Raw genomic sequence first — 19,631 nt, 5'->3', positions numbered from 1 at the left:
GATGGAGCTGTCCGACGCGCACGTCGTGCACAAGGCCCGCAGCGGCGGCCTGTTCACCCGCGACCGGGTGTACGCCCTGACCGGCGCGGACCTGGCGATCGCGCCCGGCGAGACCATCGGCGTGGTGGGCGAGTCGGGCTGCGGGAAGTCGACGCTGGCGAAGGTGCTGGTCGGGGTCCAGCGGCCGACGCGGGGGACGGTGTCGTTCCGGGGCCGCGACCTGTGGGCGATGCCGCCCGCCGAGCGCCGCCGGACCGTCGGCGGCGGCACCGGCATGATCTTCCAGGACCCGTCGACGGCCCTGAACCGCCGCCTGACCGTACGGCAGATCCTGCGGGACCCGCTGGACGTGCACGACCGGGGCACCCGCGGGCAACGTGACGAGAGGGTCCGGGAGTTGATGTCCCTGGTCGGCCTCCCCCGGGCCCTCGCCGACGCCCTGCCGGGCCAGTTGTCGGGCGGGCAGCGGCAGCGCGTCGCGATCGCCCGGGCGCTGGCGCTGGACCCGGACCTGGTCGTGGCGGACGAGCCGACCAGTGCCCTGGACGTGTCGGTCCGTGCCCATATCCTCAATCTGCTGCTGGACGTGAAGGAACGCCTGGGCCTGGCCCTGGTGTTCGTCTCGCACGACATCCAGACGGTCCGGCGGATGAGCGACCGCGTGATCACCATGTACCTGGGCCGGATCGTCGAGGAGTCCCCGGCCGCCCTGGTCACCGACCGGGCCCGGCACCCGTACACCCGCGCCCTGTTCTCCGCCACGCCCGGCCTGCTCGACCCGATCGAGCCGATCCCGCTCGCCGGCCCGGTCCCCTCGGCGACGCGCCCGCCGAGCGGCTGCCCGTTCCGCACGCGCTGCTGGAAGGCGGACGGGACGTGCGCGGAGGTGATGCCGGACTTCTCGGTCGCGTCGGCCCCCGCGCATCGCTTCCGCTGCCACCATCCTGTCCAGGAGGACGAGTCGACCCGCGACCTCGCCCGCCAGAGCGACCCGATGGAGGCTCCATGACCCTCACCCCGCTGACCGGTGTCATCCCGCCCGTCTGCACGCCCCTGACACCGGACCGCGAGGTGGACGTCCCCTCGCTGCTCAGGCTGGTCGACCATCTGGTGGACGGCGGGGTGCACGGCCTGTTCGTGCTCGGCTCGACCTCCGAGGCGGCGTATCTGACGGACGCGCAGCGCAGGCTGGTGGTCGAGTCGGTCACGGCCCACGCGGGCGGGCAACTCCCGGTACTGGCCGGGGCGATCGACATGACGACGGCCAGGGTCGTGGACCATGTCGCGGCGGTGACGGCGGCGGGCGCGGACGCGGTCGTCGTCACCGCCCCGTTCTACGCCCGCACCCACCCGGCGGAGATCACCCGCCACTACCGCGCGGTCGCCGCCGCGAGCCCGGTCCCGGTGGTCGCCTACGACATTCCCGTCGCCGTCCACACGAAGCTGCCCGCGGACGTGGTCCTGGAGCTGGCCGCCGACGGTGTCCTGGCCGCGCTCAAGGACTCCAGCGGCGACCTGGCCGCCTTCCGCCAGGTCGTGACCGGGGCCAAGGCCCACCCGGGCATCAGCGGCTTCAGCGTGCTGACCGGCTCCGAGCTGATCGTCGACGCGGCGCTCGCTGTCGGCGCGGACGGCACCGTGCCCGGCCTCGGCAACGTCGACCCGCACGGCTACACCCGCCTGGACCGCCTGTGCCGCGCCGGGGAGTGGAAGGAGGCCCGTGCCGAACAGGAGCGGCTGTGCGCCCTGTTCGGCCTGGCCGGCGTCGGTGACCCGGCCCGCATGGGTCCCGGCTCCTCGGCGATCGGCGCCTTCAAGGCCGCGCTGCACCTGCGGGGCGTGATCGACTGCCCGGTCACGGCGGAGCCGCAGGTGCCGTTGTCACGGGACGAGGTGGAGCGGGTCGGCGAGTACCTGGCAGCGGCGGGGCTGCTCTAGAGGGGTCCGCAAAGAGCCGGTGTTGTAGGCCTCCTTGGAGTTCTCCTGCCACCAGTCGGCGAATCTCGCCTCGGTGGACTACCCGGTTGAACTCCTTGCGCAGCGCGGGCAGCGACCACGGCCGCCACGGCGTCAACTCCTCTTCACCGATGCCATGGGTGGCTTCGGCCTGGCGCTGCCACCACGAGGCGGTCACCCAGGACACGGCCCAGTTGTAGGCGGCACGAGCGGCACCGCAGTGCGAGCGCAGCGCCCGCTCCTGTGCGGCGTTCGGATCGAGAGCGAACCTGTAGGCCTGCACCACGCAACCGGGCTGCGGCCGGAACTTCCCGCTCATTCGGCAGCCTCACCCCCCGGTCGAAGACTCCCTCACCGCACCCAGCGCACAGCGCCCGCAAAGGCCACGCATTCGATGAGGGAACACTCGTTTCCGTCCACGGGGGCAAAGGCCAGGGCCACTACAAGGCAGGGCACGCCATGACGCACGATCCTCGGTCGGAGAGCTTCACGCCGTCACGACACAAGCCGAGAGGGGCTGATACGTACTGATGGATCGCGCGGCAGCCGTCAGCCCCCACTGTTCGGGCTCCCTCCGATCCGTGTCTGGAACGGTCTCCAGACTCCCGGCGCACGGGGGCGGATTCGTCCGGCCCGAGGCCGAGTCGGGGGTTACTGCGCAGGGCGGTTCGGGCGGCGGATTACTCCCCGGGGAGTAACGGCCCCGGGCGGCTGGGGCAGGGGCCCCGCTCTACGACGGCGTACGCGCCGCCGCCGCCAGCAGCCGCGTCACGTCGTCGGGGCAGATGGTGAGCGCCGCTCCCACCGTCGCGAGCACGTCCCGTTCGGCCGGGGTGTACGGCCCGTCCGCCAGGGCGATGCGCGCGCCCTGGAGCAGGATCGATTCGCGGCCGACCGCGGCGAGGTGCGGGGCGAGCGGGTCCAGCGCCTCGTGCAGCTCTATGGCCAGTCCGGCACCGCAGGGCTCCCCGGTGATCCGGCCGGTGTCCGCCTCCAGCGCCTCCACGAGGGCGGCCAGCTGTTCCTCCGTGCAGTCGTCGAAGCCGGCCACGCGCACGGCGAGCACCGCGGACTCCAGCGCCGTACGGGAACCGGCGCCGCCCGCGGCCAGCACGGCGAGGGCGACGGTGTGCACGGCGTCGCGGAGCATCGCGGAGAAGCGGGTGGTGGTCGGGTGGTCGAGGACGTCCGTGCCGAAGTGGCGGCGGCAGGCGGCGCACTCCACGACCGGGCCGGTCTCGCCGCGCGGCAGCACGGGCAGGCCGAGCAGGGTGAAGCGGCGTTGTCCGGTCAGCCGCTGGTAGTTGCGGTCGCCGCCGCAGCCGGGGCAGAAGAACTCCCCGTCACCCGCGGGCGTCCACGCGGTACGGGTGCCCAGGATGCTCGAGAACCTGGCGGCACGGCCGTTTCGTACCCGTCCTGGCAGCACGTCGCACCTCCGTCACGCCGCACGGCAGCGTCGCCGCGCTTGCGTGATGTTAGCCACATCCGTGAGGAGGAGTCAGTACCCCGGAGGAGACCTTTCCGTGACCCTCACAGGGATTGGCCGGTATGCGACGGGGCTCCGACCGCCGGACATCAGCGGACGGAGCCCTCAAATCGCCTACAGGGCTGGTCAGCGCGTCGCGCGGTTGACGGCCGAGACGACCGCCTTCAGCGAGGCCCGCGTGGTGTTCGCGTCGATTCCGATCCCCCACAGGACCTTGTCGTCGATCGCGCATTCGATGTAGGAGGCGGCCTGCGCGGAGGCGCCCTCGCTCATGGTGTGCTCCTGGTAGTCCAGCAGGCGTACGTCGATGCCGATGGACTGCAGCGCGTCGAAGAAGGCCGAGATCGGGCCGTTGCCCGAGCCGGTCAGGACGGTGTCCTGGCCGTCGACCGTGGCCTCCACCGTCAGCGTGTCCACGCCGTCGGTGTCGGTCGTCGACTGGTTGTTCTTGACCTGGATCCGGCCCCACGGGTTCTCGGGGTTGGGCAGGTACTCGTCCCGGAAGGCCGCCCAGATGTCCTTCGGCGTGACCTCGCCGCCCTCGGCGTCTGTCTTCGCCTGAATGATCTTCGAGAACTCGATCTGCATCCGGCGCGGCAGGTCCAGCTTGTGGTCGTTCTTCAGGACGTACGCGATACCGCCCTTGCCGGACTGCGAGTTGACCCGGATGACCGCCTCGTAGGAGCGGCCCACGTCCTTGGGGTCGATCGGCAGGTAGGGGACGGCCCACTCGATGTCGTCGACGGTGACGCCCTTGGCGGCCGCGTCGGCCTCCATCGCGTCGAAGCCCTTCTTGATGGCGTCCTGGTGGGAGCCGGAGAAGGACGTGTAGACCAGGTCGCCCACGTACGGGTGGCGCGGGTGGACCTCCATCTGGTTGCAGTACTCCCACGTGCGACGGATCTCGTCGATGTCGGAGAAGTCGATCTGCGGGTCGACACCCTGGGAGAAGAGGTTCATGCCCAGGGTGACCAGGTCGACGTTGCCGGTGCGCTCGCCCTGCCCGAACAGGCAGCCCTCGACACGGTCCGCGCCGGCCATCAGCGCCAGCTCGGCGGCGGCGACGGCCGTGCCGCGGTCGTTGTGCGGGTGGATCGACAGGCAGACGTGCTCGCGGCGGGAGAGGTTGCGGCCCATCCACTCGAAGCGGTCCGCGTGGGTCGAGGGGGTCGAACGCTCCACGGTGGCGGGCAGGTTGAGGATGATCTCGCGGCCCGGGCCGGGCTGCCAGACATCCATGACCGCCTCGCAGACCTCCAGCGCGAAGTCCAGCTCGGTGTCGGTGAAGATCTCCGGCGAGTACTGGTAGCCGAACTCCGTCTCAGGGCCCAGCAGCTTCTCCGCGTACTCCATCACCAGCCGCGTGCCGTCCACGGCGATCTGCTTGATGTCGTCCTTGGAGCCCCGGAAGACGACCCGGCGGAAGACGGGCGCGGTGGCGTTGTAGAGGTGGACGGTCGCGCGCTTGGCGCCCTTCAGCGACTCCACCGTGCGCTCGATCAGGTCCTCGCGGGCCTGGGTCAGTACGGAGATGGTGACGTCGTCGGGGATGGCCCCGGGCTCTTCGATGATGGAGCGTACGAAGTCGAAGTCGGTCTGGCCGGAGGCCGGGAAGCCGACCTCGATCTCCTTGTAGCCCATCTTGACCAGCAGGTCGAACATCGCGCGCTTGCGGGCGGGCGACATGGGGTCGATCAGGGCCTGGTTGCCGTCGCGCAGGTCCGTGGAGAGCCAGCGGGGGGCGGTGGTGATGCGCTGGTTGGGCCAGGTGCGGTCCGGGATGTCGACCTGCTCGTAGCGGCCGTACTTGTGGATCGGCATGGAACTGGGCTGCTGGCGGTTCGCCATGATGCTGTGGGCTCCTCAGAGGGTGTCCGGAAGGACGGCCGACGACGCAGCACCAAGCTCCGCGGGGAGGGAGTCGGCCTCGACTACAGGCCCTCGCCGCGGCAGCTAAGGAGAAGCAGCCCGAAACGCATGATGCGCAGCATGCTAGCCGAGGCCCTCCGGGGTGCGCGGGTCCGTATCAGTATGCGGGACCGGGCGCGCATACGGGACAAAAAGTGCCCTATACCACTTCGCCACGGAGCGTGAGGGCCCTTGTCCCGGTATTTCACCAATCATGGTGGCGACTAGTGACAGTAACGTCACGCAGTGCAAGGGTGCCGGGCATGACGACTCACGGGGGCTTCGAGCCCGTCTTCTGCACCATCGTTCCACCTCATGTCCTCGACAAGCTCGCCCAGGCCGGGGATCCCGCGCTCGCCGGACCCGCTCGCCGGACCCTGGAGCGCGACGCCCTGGAGCGCACTCACCGCCGGCTGACCACGGTCGTCGGCGCCCCGTCCGTGGCCCCGACCGCCGGGGCCGAGCCCGCCCGGCCGCACCGCACGGTCCACGACGCCCGGCACGGCACCGACCTGCCCGGACACAAGGTCCGCAGCGAGGGCGACAAGCCCGGCAAGGACGCCACCGTCAACCGCGCCTACGCCGGCCTCGGCGCCACCTTCGAGCTGCTCCTGAAGGCTTACCAGCGCGACTCGATCGACGGCAACGGCCTTCCGCTGGTCGCGACCGTGCACTACGACCGCGAGTACAACAACGCCTTCTGGAACGGCGAGCAGATGGTCTTCGGCGACGGGGACGGCGAGATCTTCCTCGACTTCACCCTCCCGATCGACGTCATCGGCCACGAACTCGTCCACGGCGTCACGCAGTACACCGCCAACCTCACCTACTTCGGCCAGCCCGGAGCGCTGAACGAGTCCGTGTCGGACGTCTTCGGCTCGCTGATCAAGCAGTACACGCTCGGCCAGACCGCCGCCGAGGCCGACTGGCTGATCGGCGCGGGCCTGCTCGCCCCACGGGTGACGGGCAAGGCACTGCGCTCCATGAAGGAGCCGGGCACGGCGTACGACGACGACGTCCTGGGCAAGGACCCGCAGCCGGCGACGATGGACGACTACGTGCGCACCGGCCGCGACAACGGCGGTGTCCACATCAACTCGGGCATCCCGAACCACGCCTTCTACCTGGCGGCCACGGCCCTCGGCGGCCACGCCTGGGAGCGCGCGGGGCTGATCTGGTACGACGTGCTGACCGGCGGCGAACTGAAGCAGCAGGCGATGTTCGCCGACTTCGCCACGCTCACCGTCAAGGCGGCCCGGGAGCGGTTCGGCGACGGGGAGGAACTGGACGCCGTGTCGAAGGCCTGGGAGCAGGTCGGGGTGCGGACCCTGTAGTTCCGTACTAGACAGGTGCCATGCGTATTCAGGTGAGGCGCACGGGCGGGTTCGCGGGCATCGAGCGGCATGCCGAGGTGGACACCTCCGGCCGCCCCGATGCCCCCGAATGGCACGCCCTGGCCGAGAAGGCGTTCGCCGCCGGCCGGCACACGCCGCCGATCGGGGTCCCGGACGGGTTCAGCTACCAGATCACCGTGGACGGGAAGACGGTGTACGCGGCCGACCCGCGACTGACGGACGAACAGCGGAAGCTGATCTCGCGCGTGCTGAAGGAAGGTGCGTAACAGGTCTTCCGCGGCGGCCTGTTGACTTCCGTTACCGGCGGTACGGATGATCCAGCGCATGGCGACTGACGCAGGCAATCCGATCCCCCGCTTCCCGGCCGGCTTCCTCTGGGGCGTGTCGACCTCGGCGCACCAGATCGAGGGGGCCGCGGACGAGCGCGAGCCGTCCGTGTGGGACGCCTTCACCGCCGGGCCGGGCCGGGTGAAGGACGGCTCGACGGCGGCGGTGGCCTGCGACCACTACCACCGCCACCGCGAGGACGTGGCCCTGCTGGCCGGCCTCGGCGTGAACGCCTACCGCTTCTCGGTCTCCTGGCCGCGGGTGCGCTCCGAGAAGGGCCTGGACTTCTACGACCGGCTGGTGGACGACCTGTGCGCGGCGGGCGTCCGCCCGGTGCCGACCCTGTTCCACTGGGACCTGCCGGCGGACCTCGACTGGCTGGAGCGGGACACGGCCGCGCGCTTCGCCGAGTACGTCTCGGTGGTCGCCGGCCGCCTCGGGGACCGGGTGACGAAGTGGATCACGCTGAACGAGCCCGCCGAACACACCCTGCTGGGCCACGCCCTGGGCGTGCACGCACCGGGCAGGCAGCTGCTGTTCGACGCGCTCCCCGCCGCCCACCACCAGCTGCTGGCCCACGGCCTGGCCGTACGCGCCCTGCGCGCCTCGGGCGCCACGGACATCGGCATCGCCAACTCGCACGGCCCGACCTGGGCGGCGTCGACCGAGGCGGAGGACGTGGAGGCGGCCGAGTTCTACGACGTGCTGCTGAACCGCCTGTTCGCGGACCCGCTGTTGCTGGGCCGGTACCCGGACGGCATCGGCGAGCTGATGCCCGGGGACGTCGAGGCCGACCTGAAGGTGATCGCCGAGCCGCTCGACTGGTACGGCGTCAACTACTACGCGCCGACGCGGGTGGGCGCCCCGCAGGGCACCGACATCACGTTCGGCGGTGTCGCCATGCCCGCCGAACTCCCCTTCGCGGTCCGGGAGATCACGGGCCACCCGGTCACCGACTTCGGCTGGCCGGTCGTGCCCGAGGGCCTGACCGAGATCCTCACCGCCTTCCAGGACCGCTACGGCGACCGGCTCCCGCCCGTCGTCATCACCGAGAACGGCTGCTCGTACCCGGACGTCGACGACCAGGACCGCATCGCCTACCTGGACGGCCACCTGAGGGCCCTGCACCGGGCGCTGGAGGCGGGCGTCGACGTGCGCGGCTACTTCGTGTGGTCCCTGCTCGACAACTTCGAGTGGGCGGAGGGCTACGCACGCCGTTTCGGCCTGGTCCACGTCGACTTCGAGACGCTTCGGCGGACCCCGAAGTCGTCGTACGGCTGGTACCGGGAGGTGCTGCGGGCCCAGGGGACTACGGCTTGATGCCCACCCCGGTCCACAGGCTGACCTCGGCGTCCGTCGGGGCGTCGCCGCCGGTGGCGTCGGGCCGCCAGCGGTGGCCGACGGTGACGCCGGGGTCGAGCAGTTCCAGGCCGTCGAAGAAGCGGGCGACGTCCGCCCGGGAGCGGAACTGTACGGGTGTCCCGGCCGAGGTGTAGATGTCGGTGACCTTCTGCCAGGTGGCCGGGTCGAAGTCGGGCGTGCAGTGGCTCAGCGCCAGGGCGCTGCCGGAGGGCAGGACGTCCAGCAGCCGGCGCACGATGCCGTACGGGTCCTGGGCGTCGGTGACGAAGTGCATCAGGGCGTTGAGGGAGAGCGCGACCGGGCGGCTCAGGTCCAGGACCTCGGCCAGCTCGGGTGCGGTCAGCAGCGCCTGGGGGTCGTTGACGTCCGCCTCCATGTACGTCGTACGGCCCTCGGACGTGCTGCGCATCAGGCGCTCGGCGTACTTGAGGACGAGCGGGTCGTTGTCGGCGTAGACCACACGGGCGTCGGGGACCACGGACTGGGCCACCTGGTGCAGGTTGGGCTCGGTGGGGATGCCGGTGCCGATGTCCAGCCACTGGCGGATGCCGTGCTCGCGGGCGAGGACGCGCGTGGCGCGGTGCATGAAGGCCCGGTTCTCGCGGGCGCAGACGAAGATGGCGGGGTAGGCCTCGGCGACCCGCTCGGCCGCCTGCTTGTCGACCTCGAAGTGGTCCTTGCCGCCGAGGTAGTAGTCGTACATGCGGGCGGAGTGCGGCCTGCTGGTGTCGATGTCGCGCGGGGCCTGCGAGTTGCTCATGGGGGGGTGCCTCTCGTGGGGGGGTGGTGGTGCGCGTTCGGCTCGGTGGGGCTCAGTGGGCCGAGTGGGCCGAGTGGGCCGTGAGGTGGTCGGCGAGGCCCTGCTTGACCCCCGCGACGAACGCGGTGATCTCCTCGGGCGTGTAGATCAGGGCGGGACCGGCGGGATCGGCCGACTGCCGAACCGCCACACGGCCGTCGGCCAGTTGCTTGGTCTCCACGCACTGGCCCCCGTTGGGGCCGCTCCACGGCCGCTCCCAGCCCTGTTCCCCGAGGTCCGACGCGGGCATTCCGTTGTAGACGGCGCCCTCGGCGATGGTCATGAGTACTCCTTCCGCATGCGGTTCAACAGCGCCTTGCTGTCCGCGGACGAGGTCTTCAGCGACAGCCGGTTGTGGGCCTCCAGATGGGCCACGACGTCGGCGCGCTGGTCGAGGTAGACGGACGCGGAGAGGATCTCGCTGTAGACGATGTCGGGCAGCTCCCGCTCCTCGAACCGGAAGTAGGTGAAGGGCGCGCACGCCCCGACGTGGGCGCCCGCGTCGAACGGCACGATGTCGACGCTGACGTGGTCCAGCTCGGACGCCTCCAGGAGCCGGTCGATCTGCTCGCGCATCACCTCGGGGCCGCCCACCACCCGGTGCAGCACGGCCTCCTCCATCACCACCCACAGCGTGGGCGCGTCCGGCTTCGTGAGCAGGTTCTGGCGGCGCAGCCGCAGCTCCACGCGCCGCTGGAGGTCCTCGTCGTTGTCGTTCGGGAAGCCTCCGCGCAGCACGGCACGCGCGTACCCGGGTGTCTGGAGCAGGCCCGTGACGTACTGCGGCTCATAGGTGCGCAGTGTTCTGGCGCCGGTCTCCAGGCTCACGTAGGCGGTGAACCAGGACGGCATCACATCGCGGTACGGGTGCCACCAGCCGGGCTCGTTGGCCCGCTCGGCCAGGGTGACGAACTCGTCGATCTCCTGCCGGCCGGCCCCGTAGGTCTGGAGCAGCTTCTCGACGTAGAGGATCTTCAGGCCGACCTCGGCCTTCTCCAGGCGGCGGATGGTCAGCGGTGTGACGCGCAGGGCCTTGGCGGCGTCGTCGAGGGAGAGGCCCGCGGTCTGCCGGGCCTCCTGAAGGCGACGTCCCAGGATCATGCGGAGAACGGTGGGCGCGCCGGCGCCGGTGCCTGATCGCGCGTCGCTCACGCCGTGCCTCCCGAGGGGTCGTCACCGGCGCAAGCCTGACAGGGAGTTGATCGTTCCACCAAGCGGCCCGGAGCAGCGATACCTTCCTCCTGAAATTATCAGGCAGATGGTTGCAGCGTGAACTGCTCTGCGAGCATAGTTACTTGTGCGAACAAGGCACCGGAACCCCCAACTCCCCTTTCGGCTGGTCCGATTCGCGCCTCGCCCCTTCCCTGACTGCGCCCACCCACCACGGAAGGCGAACGCCGTGTCCCCCCACACGACTTCCACCCCCCGGTTCCTGGACGCGGTGCGCCCGGGCCGCACGCACTGGCTGGAACTGCCGTCCCACCGGACCAGCGTCAGAGTCGCCCGTCATGCCACGCAGGCGCGGCTGGCCTCGTGGCAGGTGCCCGACGAGGTGTGCGCGAACGCCGTCCTGCTGGTGTCCGAGCTGGTGACCAACGCCGTTCTGCACACGCCCGGCGCCTGGGTCCTGTGCGGCGTCGGCCGCAGGACGGAGAGGCTTTTCCGGCTGGAGGTGCACGACGGCGACCTCACGGGCCGGGGCATCCCCGACCACTGCCCCGGCCTCGACGACGAGGGCGGCCGCGGCCTGCTGCTCGTCCGCGAGATAGCCGACAGCTGGGGAGTCACGCGCTCGCCCCTCACCGGCGGCAACGCGGTCTGGGCGAGCCTGGCGACGGCGTCATAGCGCGCCCTGGAACCTCAGAACCCCAGCTTGCGCAACTGCCTCGGATCCCGCTGCCAGTCCTTCGCCACCTTCACATGCAGGTCCAGGCTGCATCGATATGCGGCTACCGCCGCGCGGCCGGCGTGCCCAACTGCGCCCTCGCCCCCGCCTGGCGACGGCGTCATAACGCCCGGGAGCCTCAGAACCCCAGCTTGCGCAACTGCCGCGGATCCCGCTGCCAGTCCTTGGCGACCTTCACGTGGAGGTCCAAGAACACCGGGGTGCCCAGCAGGGCCTCGATCTGCTTGCGGGACTTGATGCCGACCTCCTTCAGGCGCTTGCCCTTGGGGCCGATGATGATGCCCTTCTGGCTGGGGCGCTCGATGTACACGAAGGCGTGGATGTCGAGCAGGGGCTTGTCGGCGGGGCGGTCCTCGCGGGGGAGCATCTCCTCGACGACCACGGCGATGGAGTGCGGGAGCTCGTCGCGGACACCCTCCAGCGCGGCCTCCCGGATCAGCTCCGCGATCATGACCTGCTCGGGCTCGTCGGTGAGGTCGCCCTCGGGATAGAGCGCCGGGCCCTCCGGGAGAAGCGGGACGAGCAGGTCGGCCAGCAGATCCACCTGCTGGTCGCCGACCGCCGACACCGGGACGATCTCCGCCCACTCGAAGCCCAGCTCCTTGCCGAGCTGGTCGATCGCGATGAGCTGCTCGGCGAGCGTCTTGCTGTCCACCAGGTCGGTCTTGGTGACAATGGCGATCTTCGGCGTCTTCTTGATGGACGCCAGTTCCTTCGCGATGAAGCGGTCGCCGGGGCCGAGCTTCTCGTTCGCCGGCAGGCAGAAGCCGATCACGTCCACCTCGGCCCACGTCGTGCGCACGACGTCGTTCAGCCGCTCGCCCAGCAGCGTGCGCGGCTTGTGCAGCCCCGGGGTGTCGACCAGGATCAGCTGGGCGTCCGGGCGGTGCACGATGCCCCGCACGGTGTGCCGCGTCGTCTGCGGCTGATTCGCCGTGATCGCCACCTTCTGGCCGACCAGAGCATTCGTGAGGGTGGACTTGCCCGCGTTGGGACGGCCCACGAAGCAGGCGAAGCCGGCCCTGTGGACAGCCTCGGCCGGCTCTTCGGATGACTGGGTACGAACGCTCATGGCGCCCATTCTCCCTGATCCACGGAGCCCCGCCGCACAGACGCCCGAACACCGCCGGCACCGTGAGGTTCACGAAACCCGCAAGCAACGAAACGTCACGGAAACACACCCGTACGCAACCGGAAACGCAGGACGGTGAACCTCTGACGAGCCCCCGGATCCCCACCTCGTTGGAGACACCGTGCCTCTGGCCGCCGCAAGCGCCGACACCGGCGACACCGCCTGGCTGCTCGCCGCCACCGCTCTCGTCCTGCTGATGACCCCGGGCCTGGCCCTGTTCTACGGCGGCATGGTCCGCACGAAGAGCGTGCTCAACATGCTGATGATGAGCTTCGTGTCGATCGCCCTGGTGACCGTGGTGTGGCTGGCCGCCGGGTACTCCCTCGCCTTCGGCGAGGACACCGCGGGCGGGCTCATCGGCGGGCTCGGCCACGCGGGCATGAGCGGCCTCGGGCCGGACAGCCTCCAGGGCACGGTCCCCACCCTGCTCTTCGCCACCTTCCAGCTCACCTTCGCGATCATCACCGCCGCCCTGGTCAGCGGCGCGGTCGCCGACCGGGCGAAGTTCGGGGCGTGGCTGGTCTTCGTGCCGGTGTGGGCGCTGCTCGTATACGTTCCGGTCGCGCACTGGGTCTGGGGCCCGGGCGGCTGGATCCTGGAGAGGCTCGGTGCCCTCGACTTCGCCGGCGGACTGCCCGTGGAGATCGTCTCCGGCGCCTCCGGGCTCGCGTTGTGCCTGGTCCTGGGCCCGCGGCTGGGCTTCAAGAAGGACGCCATGCGCCCGCACAACCTGCCCATGGTGATGCTCGGCGCCGGCCTGCTCTGGTTCGGCTGGTTCGGCTTCAACGCCGGCTCCGCCCTCGGCGCCAACGGCCTCGCGGCCGCCGCGTTCCTCAACACCCTCGCCGCGGGCTGCACCGGCCTGCTCGGCTGGCTCTTCGTCGAGCAGAAGCGCGACGGCCACCCCACCACCCTGGGCGCCGCGTCCGGCGCGGTCGCCGGCCTGGTCGCCATCACCCCGTCCTGCGGCTCGGTCTCCCTGCTCGGCGCCCTGGTCGTCGGCCTGACCGCCGGGGCCGTCTGCTCGTACGCCGTGAGCTGGAAGTTCAAGCTCGACTACGACGACTCCCTCGACGTCGTCGGCGTCCACCTGGTCGGCGGGATCATCGGCACGCTCCTCATCGGCGTCTTCGCCGTGGAGTCGATGACCGGCGGCGCCGAGGGCCTCCTCTACGGCGGCGGCCTGGGCCAGCTCGGCAAGCAGCTGCTGGCCGTGGTCGTGGTGGCGGTGTACGCGTTCGGTGTGACGTACGGGATCGGCAGGCTGATCGACGCCACGCTGGGCTTCCGCGCGAGCGAGGAGCAGGAGCAGACCGGCCTGGACCTTACGGTGCACGCCGAGACGGCCTACGATCACGGGGTCCTGGGCCACGGCGCCCCGGTCTCCTCCTCCGTCGTCCCCTCCGCCCAGAAGGTCACTCCCCAGGCATGAAGCTCATCACCGCGATCGTCAAGCCGTACCGCCTCGACGAGATCAAGGACGCCTTGCAGGAACTCGGCGTGCAGGGCCTGACCGTGAGCGAGGCCAGCGGCTACGGCCGGCAGCGCGGCCACACCGAGGTGTACCGCGGCGCCGAGTACCAGGTCGACCTGGTGCCGAAGGTCCGGATCGAGGTCGTCGTCGAGGACGCGGACGCCGAGGCCGTCATCGACGCGGTCGTGAGGGCCGCGCACACCGGCAAGATCGGCGACGGCAAGGTGTGGGCGCTGCCCGTGGACACGATCGTGCGAGTGCGGACGGGCGAGCGCGGGCCGGACGCGCTGTAGCCCGCGCCCGGCCCGGCCGGGATCAGTCGAACACGAACGGGCCCGGCGACTGCGGCCCGGACGCCGTGCAGGTGATGGTGATGCCGAAGACGGTCATCTTCAGCGAGCCGCCGAAGGCCTCCAGGCTGTCGCCGGAGGCCACGGTGCCGCCGAGGGGGCCGACCTCGACGGGGGCGCCGGCGGCCATCGCCGGGTTCTCCGCGCCGGTGAAGTCGACGGTGCCACCGCCGGCCTTCACCAGGGTGAGGGTGGACGCTATCGAGTCCTCGCCGAGGGCGATCGGCGCCGTGATCGCCGAGGACTTGACGGTGAATGTGGCGGCGGTGCCCTCCTGCGTGGCCGTGAGCGTGGCCTCGCCACTGCCGAAGGTGCCGCAGTCGGCGCTGATCGTCGCCGTCTGTGGGGTGACGGCGAGTGCGGCGGGGGCGAAGGCGAGCCCGGTGACGGCGAGTGCCCCGGCCGCCAGGGCCGCGCCTGCTCCGATTCGCTTGCATCTCATGGGATTCCGGCTCCGTTTCCGTGGGGGGACGCTCGGCACGTGAGTGCGGGCACGCCACACGAGCGCCGAACCTGACGGTCCGTCGGAATGTACGGATCCCATTGATGCGCGGGGGGCAGACGGCGGCAAGGTTGAATTCCCGCCTAATTACCGCCGGTTACAGCGAACTTCAGCCAGCGGTCACGGTCGTCCGCACCGTCCCGTCGGGCCCGGCCACCAACACCGGCGTCTGCGCGCCCCCGAGATCCCGTACCACCGCCCGGTCCTCCTCGGACGCGGACTCCGCCTCCGTCACCACGGCCGCGGCCTCCAGGGACTTCGCGCCCGAGGCCACCGCCATCGCCACGGCCGTCTGGAGGGCACTGAGCTTCAGGGAGTCGAGGGCCACGGTCCCCGCGACATACGTACGTCCGGTCTCGTCGCGCACGGCCGCCCCCTCGGGCACGCCGTTGCGGGCCCGTGCGGAGCGGGCCAGGGTGACGATCTTGCGGTCCTCGGGGTCGAGCGCGCTGCTGTCGGTCATGATGCGAGCATACGTAAGCGTCAGGGCCGGTCGAGGCGGAGGCGGTCCGCTCGCGGCAGGCCCGCGACGACGAGGTCGTACGAGTCCTCGATGAGCTCCCGGACCAGCCGGTCCGGGAGCCCCCCGTCGCACGTGACCGTGTTCCAGTGCCGCTTGTTCATGTGCCAGCCGGGGACGATCAGGCCCTCGTGCTCGCGGCGGAGCCGGATCGCGTCGTCCGGGTCGCACTTGAGGTTGGCCTTCAGGGGACGCGCGTCGAGGTGCGACAGGGCGAAGAGCTTGCCCCGAACCTTGAAGACCGAGATCTCCGGGCTGAACGGGAAGTCCTCGACCGCCGCGTTGAACGACAGGCAGAACGCGCGCAGTTCCTGCGGTGTCATTCCGGCTTCTCCTCCTCGTCCGGTGCAGGATCCGCCGGATCCACCGGCTCCACCAACACCGTCACGATCTTGTTCCGGCGGCCGGCCGCGGCCTCCGCGGTCAGGCGCAGTTCCCGGCCGTCCGGGAGGCCGACGACGGACGAAGCGCCGGCGATGGGAACCCGGCCCAGCGCCTTCGCCAGCAGACCGCCGACCGTCTCGACGTCCTCGTCGTCGAACGCCTCCAGGCCGTACAGCTCGCCCAGGTCGCCGATGTCCAGGCGGGCGGTGACCCGGTAGCGGTCCTTGCCGAGGTCCTCGACCGGCGGCAGTTCGCGGTCGTACTCGTCGGTGATCTCGCCGACGATCTCCTCGAGGATGTCCTCGATGGTGACGATGCCGGCGGTGCCGCCGTACTCGTCGACGGCGACGGCGACGTGGTTGCGTTCCTTCTGCATCTCGCGCAGCAGGTCGCCCGCGTTCTTGGTGTCGGGCACGAAGAACGCCGGGCGCATCGCCGTGGACACCTGCTCGGACTCGGCCTCGCGGCTGATGTGCGTCTTGCGCACCAGGTCCTTCAGATAGACGATCCCGACGATGTCGTCCTCGCTCTCGCCGGTCACCGGGATCCGCGAGAAGCCGGAGCGCAGAGCGAGGGTGAGGGCCTGGCGGATGGTCTTGTAGCGCTCGATGACCACCAGGTCCGTGCGCGGGACCATGACCTCCCGGACCAGGGTGTCGCCCAGCTCGAAGACCGAGTGCACCATGCGGCGCTCCTCGTCCTCGATGAGCGACTCCTTCTCGGCGAGGTCGACCAGTGCCCGCAGCTCGGCCTCGGAGGCGAACGGGCCCCGGCGGAAGCCCTTGCCGGGGGTGAGCGCGTTGCCGATGAGGATGAGCAGCGACGGGATCGGGCCCATGATCCTGGCCAGCGGCACCAGGACGTACGCCGAGACCGTCGCCGTGTTCAGCGGGTGCTGGCGGCCGATGGTGCGCGGGGAGACGCCGACGGCGACGTACGACACGAGGACCATGACCGCGATGGCGATCAGGAGGGCCTCGGTCGTGCCGTCGAACTCCTTGAGGCAGCCGTAGGTGATCAGCGCGGCGGCGGCCATCTCGCAGGCGACGCGGACCAGCAGCGCCACGTTGAGGTAGCGGGTGGGGTCGGCGGCGACCTGGGAGAGCTTGGCGCTGCCCCTGCGGCCGGAGCGCACGGCCTCCTCGGCGCGGAAGCTGGAGACGCGCGCGAGGCCCGCCTCCGCGCAGGCGGCGAGCCAGGCCACGACGACCAGGGCGATCGCGCCCAGGGCGAGTTGCGGACTCATCGGCGGGCTTAGGAGACCGTCGGCGCCGGGGAGGGGCCGGTCAGGCCCCGCTCCGCGCGCCAGCCGTCCACGATGGCCGCCTGGAGGCCGAACATCTCGGCCTTCTCGTCCGGTTCCTCGTGGTCGTAGCCCAGCAGGTGCAGCACCCCGTGGACGGTGAGGAGCTGGAGCTCCTCGTCCATGGAGTGCTGCGTGTCCGCTTCCTTGCCCTGCTTCTCCGCCACCTCGGGGCACAGCACGATGTCGCCGAGGAGCCCCTGCGGCGGCTCGTCGTCGTCCTTGGACGGCGGGCGCAGCTCGTCCATCGGGAAGGACATGACGTCCGTGGGGCCCGGCAGGTCCATCCACTGGATGTGGAGCTGCTCCATGGCGGCGGCGTCCACGACGATCACCGAGAGCTCGGAGAGCGGGTGGATGCGCATCCGCGCGAGCGCGTAGCGGGCGATGTCGAGGATCGCCTGCTCGTCGACCTCGGTACCGGACTCGTTGTTGACGTCGATCGACATGCTGGTGCTCGGTCTACTTCCCCTTGTGCCCGGACTTGCCGCGGCCCTTGTGCGCGCCGTTCTGGGTGCCGTGCTTGGTGTCGTACTGCTCGTACGCGTCGACGATACGGCCCACGAGCTTGTGCCGGACGACGTCGTGGGACGACAGCCGGGAGAAGTGGACGTCCTCGACGCCGTCCAGGATGTCCTGCACCTGCCGCAGACCGCTCTTCGTCCCGTCCGGGAGGTCGACCTGCGTCACGTCACCGGTGATCACGATCTTCGAGTCGAAGCCGAGGCGGGTGAGGAACATCTTCATCTGCTCGGGGCTCGTGTTCTGGGCCTCGTCCAGGATGATGAAGGCGTCGTTGAGCGTGCGGCCGCGCATGTAGGCCAGCGGCGCGACCTCGATCGTGCCCGCCGCCATCAGCCGCGGGATCGAGTCCGGGTCGAGCATGTCGTGCAGCGCGTCGTAGAGCGGGCGCAGATACGGGTCGATCTTCTCGTAGAGCGTGCCCGGGAGGAATCCGAGCCGCTCTCCGGCCTCGACCGCCGGGCGGGTCAGGATGATGCGGTTGACCTGCTTGGACTGCAGGGCCTGCACGGCCTTGGCCATCGCCAGGTACGTCTTGCCGGTGCCCGCCGGGCCGATGCCGAAGACGATCGTGTGCTTGTCGATCGCGTCCACGTAGCGCTTCTGGTTGAGCGTCTTGGGGCGGATCGTGCGGCCTCGCGAGGACAGGATGTTCTGTGTGAGCACCTGGGCCGGGGTCTCCTGGCCGTCGCTCTCCCCGTTCTCGCTCGCCTTGAGCATGGCGATCGAGCGTTCCACTGCGTCCTCCGTCATCGGCTGTCCGGTGCGGAGCACCAGCATCATCTCGTCGAACACGCGGGCGATGAGGGCGACGTCCACGGGGTCGCCGACCGCGCTGATCTCGTTGCCCCGGACGTGGATGTCGGCCGCCGGGAAGGCCTTCTCGATCACGCGCAGGAGGGCGTCGCCGGAACCCAGCACGGTCACCATGGGGTGCTGGGCGGGGACGGTGAACTGCGCTCTAGCCTGCTCCTGCGCGGGGGTGTGAGCTGTGGGTGTCTGAGTCATGGGCCGGCGCTGAAGGCCTGCGGTTCCTCCTCTTCACGGCCGCGTAGCTGAGGGCGGCCTCGCGATTCCCAGGGTACGACGGGGGACTGACAACGCCGTAGGGGTTTTGGGGGCGGGGTTGGAATCCGAGGCGACAGGGCCTCTCGGCCGAGCGATTCGGCCGGGACGGTCACGCCGAGCGCCGGAACCCGATCGTCGGCACGGCACGCCGCAACGGCCAGGGCCTGACCAACTCCTCCGAGACAAGCCCCGCCAGGAACCCGTACCGCTGCAGGGCCTCCGGGGCCTGCCCCGCCACCGACTGCACCCGCCGCCACCACGCCGCGATCTCCGACCACCCCGGCGCCGACAGCGACCCCCCGAACTCCTGCACCGACAGCGCCGCCGTCAGCCCGGCGAAGGCCAGCCGGTCCGCCAGCGGCCAGTTGGCCAGCGTCCCGGTCACGAACCCGGCGACGAACACGTCCCCCGCCCCCGTCGGATCGAGCGCCTCGACCTCGATCGCCGGCACCTCCGCGGTCTCCCCCGTACGCCGGTCCACCGCGTACGCCCCGTCCGCCCCGAGCGTGACCACCGCGAGCGGCACGTAGTCGGTCAGCGCGTGCGCCGCCGCCCTGGGGCAGTCCGCGCCGGTGTACCGCATGGCCTCCTCCGCGTTCGGCAGGAACGCCTCGCAGTGCCGCAGGTCGGGCAGCGCCGCCAGGTCCCACGCGCCGGTGTCGTCCCAGCCGACGTCGCCGAAGACCCGCGTGCCCTTGCCCGCGGCCTGGGCGATCCAGGGCGCGCTCACGCCGGGGGCGAGGGAGGCGACGGCGGCACGCGCGCGGGGCGGGCACTCGGGGGCGGGCTCCTCCGGGGGCGGCTCGTGGCCGTGGGAGACCATCGTGCGCTCCCCCTCGTAGGCCATGGAGACCGTCACCGGGGAGTGCCAGCCGGGCACCGTGCGCGACGGGGAGAGGTCGATGCCCTCGCCGTGTTCCAGGGCGTCCCAGCAGTAGTCGCCGTAGTGGTCGTCGCCGAAGGCCGCCGCGAGGGACGTACGCAGGCCGAGGCGGGCCAGGGCGGTGGCCATGTTGGCGACGCCGCCGGGGCTCGACCCCATCCCGCGCGCCCAGGACTCGGTCCCGCGCACCGGGGCGGAGTCGAGCCCGGTGAAGATGATGTCGAGGAAGACGGTGCCGGTGAGATAGACGTCCCAGGGCGGGTCGTCCGGCGCGCGCAGCGGGGCGAGGGGATCGACCTGGCTCTGGCGGTGCGATCCTTTTCCGGCCGGGCCCTTTCCTGCCGGGGCGGTGGACGCGATCACGATGCGCTCCCTGACGTGGTGCGGATCA

Annotated in this window: 22 protein-coding genes; 8 read left to right on the top strand and 14 right to left on the bottom strand. The window is 70.9% G+C overall.

What is annotated here, in order from left to right:
- The first annotated feature begins 1 nt into the window (after position 1).
- Complete coding sequence (locus tag AC07F0_RS13585) at positions 2 to 1,009, top strand: oligopeptide/dipeptide ABC transporter ATP-binding protein (protein ID WP_478978242.1); 1,008 nt, start codon at positions 2 to 4, stop codon at positions 1,007 to 1,009.
- On the top strand, positions 1,006 to 1,938 hold the full coding sequence (locus tag AC07F0_RS13580; protein ID WP_478978128.1) for a dihydrodipicolinate synthase family protein: 933 nt from the start codon (positions 1,006 to 1,008) through the stop codon (positions 1,936 to 1,938). Before AC07F0_RS13585 ends, AC07F0_RS13580 begins: the two co-directional genes overlap by 4 nt.
- Here AC07F0_RS13580 and AC07F0_RS13575 read toward each other — a convergent pair.
- The 3 genes from AC07F0_RS13575 to leuA all read right to left on the bottom strand — a co-directional run bounded on the left by AC07F0_RS13575 (position 1,856) and on the right by leuA (position 5,293).
- Entirely contained in the window at positions 1,856 to 2,275 is a 420-nt protein-coding gene (locus AC07F0_RS13575) for a helix-turn-helix domain-containing protein (protein ID WP_478978125.1), read from the bottom strand. The genes AC07F0_RS13580 and AC07F0_RS13575 overlap by 83 nt on opposite strands.
- Before the next feature lie 411 nt (positions 2,276 to 2,686).
- Positions 2,687 to 3,385: a tellurite resistance TerB family protein gene (locus AC07F0_RS13570; RefSeq protein ID WP_478978122.1), complete on the bottom strand. Its 699-nt coding sequence runs from the start codon at positions 3,383 to 3,385 to the stop codon at positions 2,687 to 2,689.
- 186 nt (positions 3,386 to 3,571) lie between these two features.
- Positions 3,572 to 5,293 carry a 2-isopropylmalate synthase gene (gene leuA, locus AC07F0_RS13565; protein WP_478978119.1) on the bottom strand — a complete coding sequence of 574 codons (1,722 nt, stop codon included), beginning with the start codon at positions 5,291 to 5,293 and terminating at the stop codon, positions 3,572 to 3,574.
- A 323-nt stretch (positions 5,294 to 5,616) separates the two neighbouring features.
- On the opposite strand from leuA, the gene AC07F0_RS13560 reads away from it, so the two are divergent.
- From AC07F0_RS13560 to AC07F0_RS13550, 3 genes are read left to right on the top strand one after another with little or no spacing between them, the layout of a single operon-like run.
- Entirely contained in the window at positions 5,617 to 6,687 is a 1,071-nt protein-coding gene (locus AC07F0_RS13560) for a M4 family metallopeptidase (RefSeq protein ID WP_478978116.1), read from the top strand.
- 20 nt (positions 6,688 to 6,707) lie between these two features.
- Entirely contained in the window at positions 6,708 to 6,974 is a 267-nt protein-coding gene (locus AC07F0_RS13555; RefSeq protein ID WP_436729144.1) for a protealysin inhibitor emfourin, read from the top strand.
- 58 nt (positions 6,975 to 7,032) lie between these two features.
- A complete protein-coding gene (locus tag AC07F0_RS13550; RefSeq protein ID WP_478978113.1) occupies positions 7,033 to 8,355 on the top strand; it encodes a GH1 family beta-glucosidase in 1,323 nt (440 codons plus the stop codon).
- Here AC07F0_RS13550 and AC07F0_RS13545 read toward each other — a convergent pair.
- From AC07F0_RS13545 to AC07F0_RS13535, 3 genes are read right to left on the bottom strand one after another with little or no spacing between them, the layout of a single operon-like run.
- The gene (locus AC07F0_RS13545; protein ID WP_478978110.1) at positions 8,345 to 9,157 is read right to left on the bottom strand and encodes an SAM-dependent methyltransferase; all 813 of its coding nucleotides are present in this window, start codon (positions 9,155 to 9,157) and stop codon (positions 8,345 to 8,347) included. The two genes, AC07F0_RS13550 and AC07F0_RS13545, sit on opposite strands and share 11 nt — an antisense overlap.
- Before the next feature lie 52 nt (positions 9,158 to 9,209).
- A complete protein-coding gene (locus tag AC07F0_RS13540; RefSeq protein ID WP_478978107.1) occupies positions 9,210 to 9,479 on the bottom strand; it encodes a DUF397 domain-containing protein in 270 nt (89 codons plus the stop codon).
- A complete protein-coding gene (locus tag AC07F0_RS13535; protein ID WP_478978104.1) occupies positions 9,476 to 10,348 on the bottom strand; it encodes a helix-turn-helix domain-containing protein in 873 nt (290 codons plus the stop codon). Before AC07F0_RS13535 ends, AC07F0_RS13540 begins: the two co-directional genes overlap by 4 nt.
- A 247-nt stretch (positions 10,349 to 10,595) precedes the next feature.
- Here AC07F0_RS13535 and AC07F0_RS13530 point away from each other — a divergent pair, with 247 nt between their 5' ends.
- A complete protein-coding gene (locus tag AC07F0_RS13530; protein WP_478978101.1) occupies positions 10,596 to 11,042 on the top strand; it encodes an ATP-binding protein in 447 nt (148 codons plus the stop codon).
- A gap of 178 nt (positions 11,043 to 11,220) precedes the next feature.
- Here AC07F0_RS13530 and era read toward each other — a convergent pair whose 3' ends face one another.
- Entirely contained in the window at positions 11,221 to 12,183 is a 963-nt protein-coding gene (era, locus tag AC07F0_RS13525; RefSeq protein ID WP_436731182.1) for a GTPase Era, read from the bottom strand.
- Positions 12,184 to 12,355: 172 nt separating this feature from the next.
- On the opposite strand from era, the gene AC07F0_RS13520 reads away from it, so the two are divergent.
- Both AC07F0_RS13520 and AC07F0_RS13515 read left to right on the top strand, forming a co-directional pair.
- Complete coding sequence (locus AC07F0_RS13520; protein WP_478978098.1) at positions 12,356 to 13,666, top strand: ammonium transporter; 1,311 nt, start codon at positions 12,356 to 12,358, stop codon at positions 13,664 to 13,666.
- Positions 13,663 to 14,001 (top strand): P-II family nitrogen regulator, encoded by a 339-nt coding sequence (locus AC07F0_RS13515; RefSeq protein WP_478978095.1) that lies wholly within the window; start codon positions 13,663 to 13,665, stop codon positions 13,999 to 14,001. Before AC07F0_RS13520 ends, AC07F0_RS13515 begins: the two co-directional genes overlap by 4 nt.
- 22 nt (positions 14,002 to 14,023) lie before the next feature.
- On the opposite strand, the gene AC07F0_RS13510 is transcribed toward AC07F0_RS13515, so the two are convergent.
- The 7 genes from AC07F0_RS13510 to AC07F0_RS13480 all read right to left on the bottom strand — a co-directional run bounded on the left by AC07F0_RS13510 (position 14,024) and on the right by AC07F0_RS13480 (position 19,603).
- Positions 14,024 to 14,500 carry a hypothetical protein gene (locus AC07F0_RS13510; RefSeq protein ID WP_478978092.1) on the bottom strand — a complete coding sequence of 159 codons (477 nt, stop codon included), beginning with the start codon at positions 14,498 to 14,500 and terminating at the stop codon, positions 14,024 to 14,026.
- A 169-nt stretch (positions 14,501 to 14,669) separates the two neighbouring features.
- Positions 14,670 to 15,023 (bottom strand): cytidine deaminase, encoded by a 354-nt coding sequence (locus AC07F0_RS13505; protein ID WP_436731178.1) that lies wholly within the window; start codon positions 15,021 to 15,023, stop codon positions 14,670 to 14,672.
- Positions 15,024 to 15,043: 20 nt separating this feature from the next.
- Positions 15,044 to 15,403, bottom strand: a complete 360-nt coding sequence (locus AC07F0_RS13500) for an MmcQ/YjbR family DNA-binding protein (protein ID WP_436731177.1) — start codon at positions 15,401 to 15,403, stop codon at positions 15,044 to 15,046.
- On the bottom strand, positions 15,400 to 16,710 hold the full coding sequence (locus tag AC07F0_RS13495) for a hemolysin family protein (RefSeq protein WP_436731176.1): 1,311 nt from the start codon (positions 16,708 to 16,710) through the stop codon (positions 15,400 to 15,402). Before AC07F0_RS13495 ends, AC07F0_RS13500 begins: the two co-directional genes overlap by 4 nt.
- A gap of 8 nt (positions 16,711 to 16,718) precedes the next feature.
- Positions 16,719 to 17,216 (bottom strand): rRNA maturation RNase YbeY, encoded by a 498-nt coding sequence (ybeY, locus tag AC07F0_RS13490; protein ID WP_059414063.1) that lies wholly within the window; start codon positions 17,214 to 17,216, stop codon positions 16,719 to 16,721.
- A 13-nt stretch (positions 17,217 to 17,229) separates the two neighbouring features.
- Positions 17,230 to 18,297, bottom strand: coding sequence for a PhoH family protein (locus AC07F0_RS13485; protein WP_078945087.1), 1,068 nt, complete (start codon positions 18,295 to 18,297; stop codon positions 17,230 to 17,232).
- 169 nt (positions 18,298 to 18,466) lie between these two features.
- A complete protein-coding gene (locus AC07F0_RS13480; RefSeq protein ID WP_478978089.1) occupies positions 18,467 to 19,603 on the bottom strand; it encodes a carbohydrate kinase family protein in 1,137 nt (378 codons plus the stop codon).
- Positions 19,604 to 19,631 lie beyond the last annotated feature (28 nt).

The organism is Streptomyces sp. NPDC045955, from assembly GCF_056430805.1.
This window is presented reverse-complemented; position numbering and strand designations above follow the sequence as displayed.

Excerpts from the sequence above, each read along its gene's own strand:
- AC07F0_RS13585 (WP_478978242.1), top strand. The coding sequence starts at position 2 with ATGGAGCTGTCCGACGCGCACGTCGTGCACAAGGCCCGCAGCGGCGGC.
- AC07F0_RS13580 (WP_478978128.1), top strand. The coding sequence starts at position 1,006 with ATGACCCTCACCCCGCTGACCGGTGTCATCCCGCCCGTCTGCACGCCC.
- AC07F0_RS13575 (WP_478978125.1), bottom strand. The coding sequence starts at position 2,275 with ATGAGCGGGAAGTTCCGGCCGCAGCCCGGTTGCGTGGTGCAGGCCTAC.
- leuA (WP_478978119.1), bottom strand. The coding sequence starts at position 5,293 with ATGGCGAACCGCCAGCAGCCCAGTTCCATGCCGATCCACAAGTACGGC.
- AC07F0_RS13560 (WP_478978116.1), top strand. The coding sequence starts at position 5,617 with ATGACGACTCACGGGGGCTTCGAGCCCGTCTTCTGCACCATCGTTCCA.
- AC07F0_RS13555 (WP_436729144.1), top strand. The coding sequence starts at position 6,708 with ATGCGTATTCAGGTGAGGCGCACGGGCGGGTTCGCGGGCATCGAGCGG.
- AC07F0_RS13550 (WP_478978113.1), top strand. The coding sequence starts at position 7,033 with ATGGCGACTGACGCAGGCAATCCGATCCCCCGCTTCCCGGCCGGCTTC.
- AC07F0_RS13545 (WP_478978110.1), bottom strand. The coding sequence starts at position 9,157 with ATGAGCAACTCGCAGGCCCCGCGCGACATCGACACCAGCAGGCCGCAC.
- AC07F0_RS13540 (WP_478978107.1), bottom strand. The coding sequence starts at position 9,479 with ATGACCATCGCCGAGGGCGCCGTCTACAACGGAATGCCCGCGTCGGAC.
- era (WP_436731182.1), bottom strand. The coding sequence starts at position 12,183 with ATGGGCGCCATGAGCGTTCGTACCCAGTCATCCGAAGAGCCGGCCGAG.
- AC07F0_RS13515 (WP_478978095.1), top strand. The coding sequence starts at position 13,663 with ATGAAGCTCATCACCGCGATCGTCAAGCCGTACCGCCTCGACGAGATC.
- AC07F0_RS13510 (WP_478978092.1), bottom strand. The coding sequence starts at position 14,500 with ATGAGATGCAAGCGAATCGGAGCAGGCGCGGCCCTGGCGGCCGGGGCA.
- AC07F0_RS13505 (WP_436731178.1), bottom strand. The coding sequence starts at position 15,023 with ATGACCGACAGCAGCGCGCTCGACCCCGAGGACCGCAAGATCGTCACC.
- AC07F0_RS13500 (WP_436731177.1), bottom strand. The coding sequence starts at position 15,403 with ATGACACCGCAGGAACTGCGCGCGTTCTGCCTGTCGTTCAACGCGGCG.
- AC07F0_RS13495 (WP_436731176.1), bottom strand. The coding sequence starts at position 16,710 with ATGAGTCCGCAACTCGCCCTGGGCGCGATCGCCCTGGTCGTCGTGGCC.
- ybeY (WP_059414063.1), bottom strand. The coding sequence starts at position 17,216 with ATGTCGATCGACGTCAACAACGAGTCCGGTACCGAGGTCGACGAGCAG.
- AC07F0_RS13485 (WP_078945087.1), bottom strand. The coding sequence starts at position 18,297 with ATGACTCAGACACCCACAGCTCACACCCCCGCGCAGGAGCAGGCTAGA.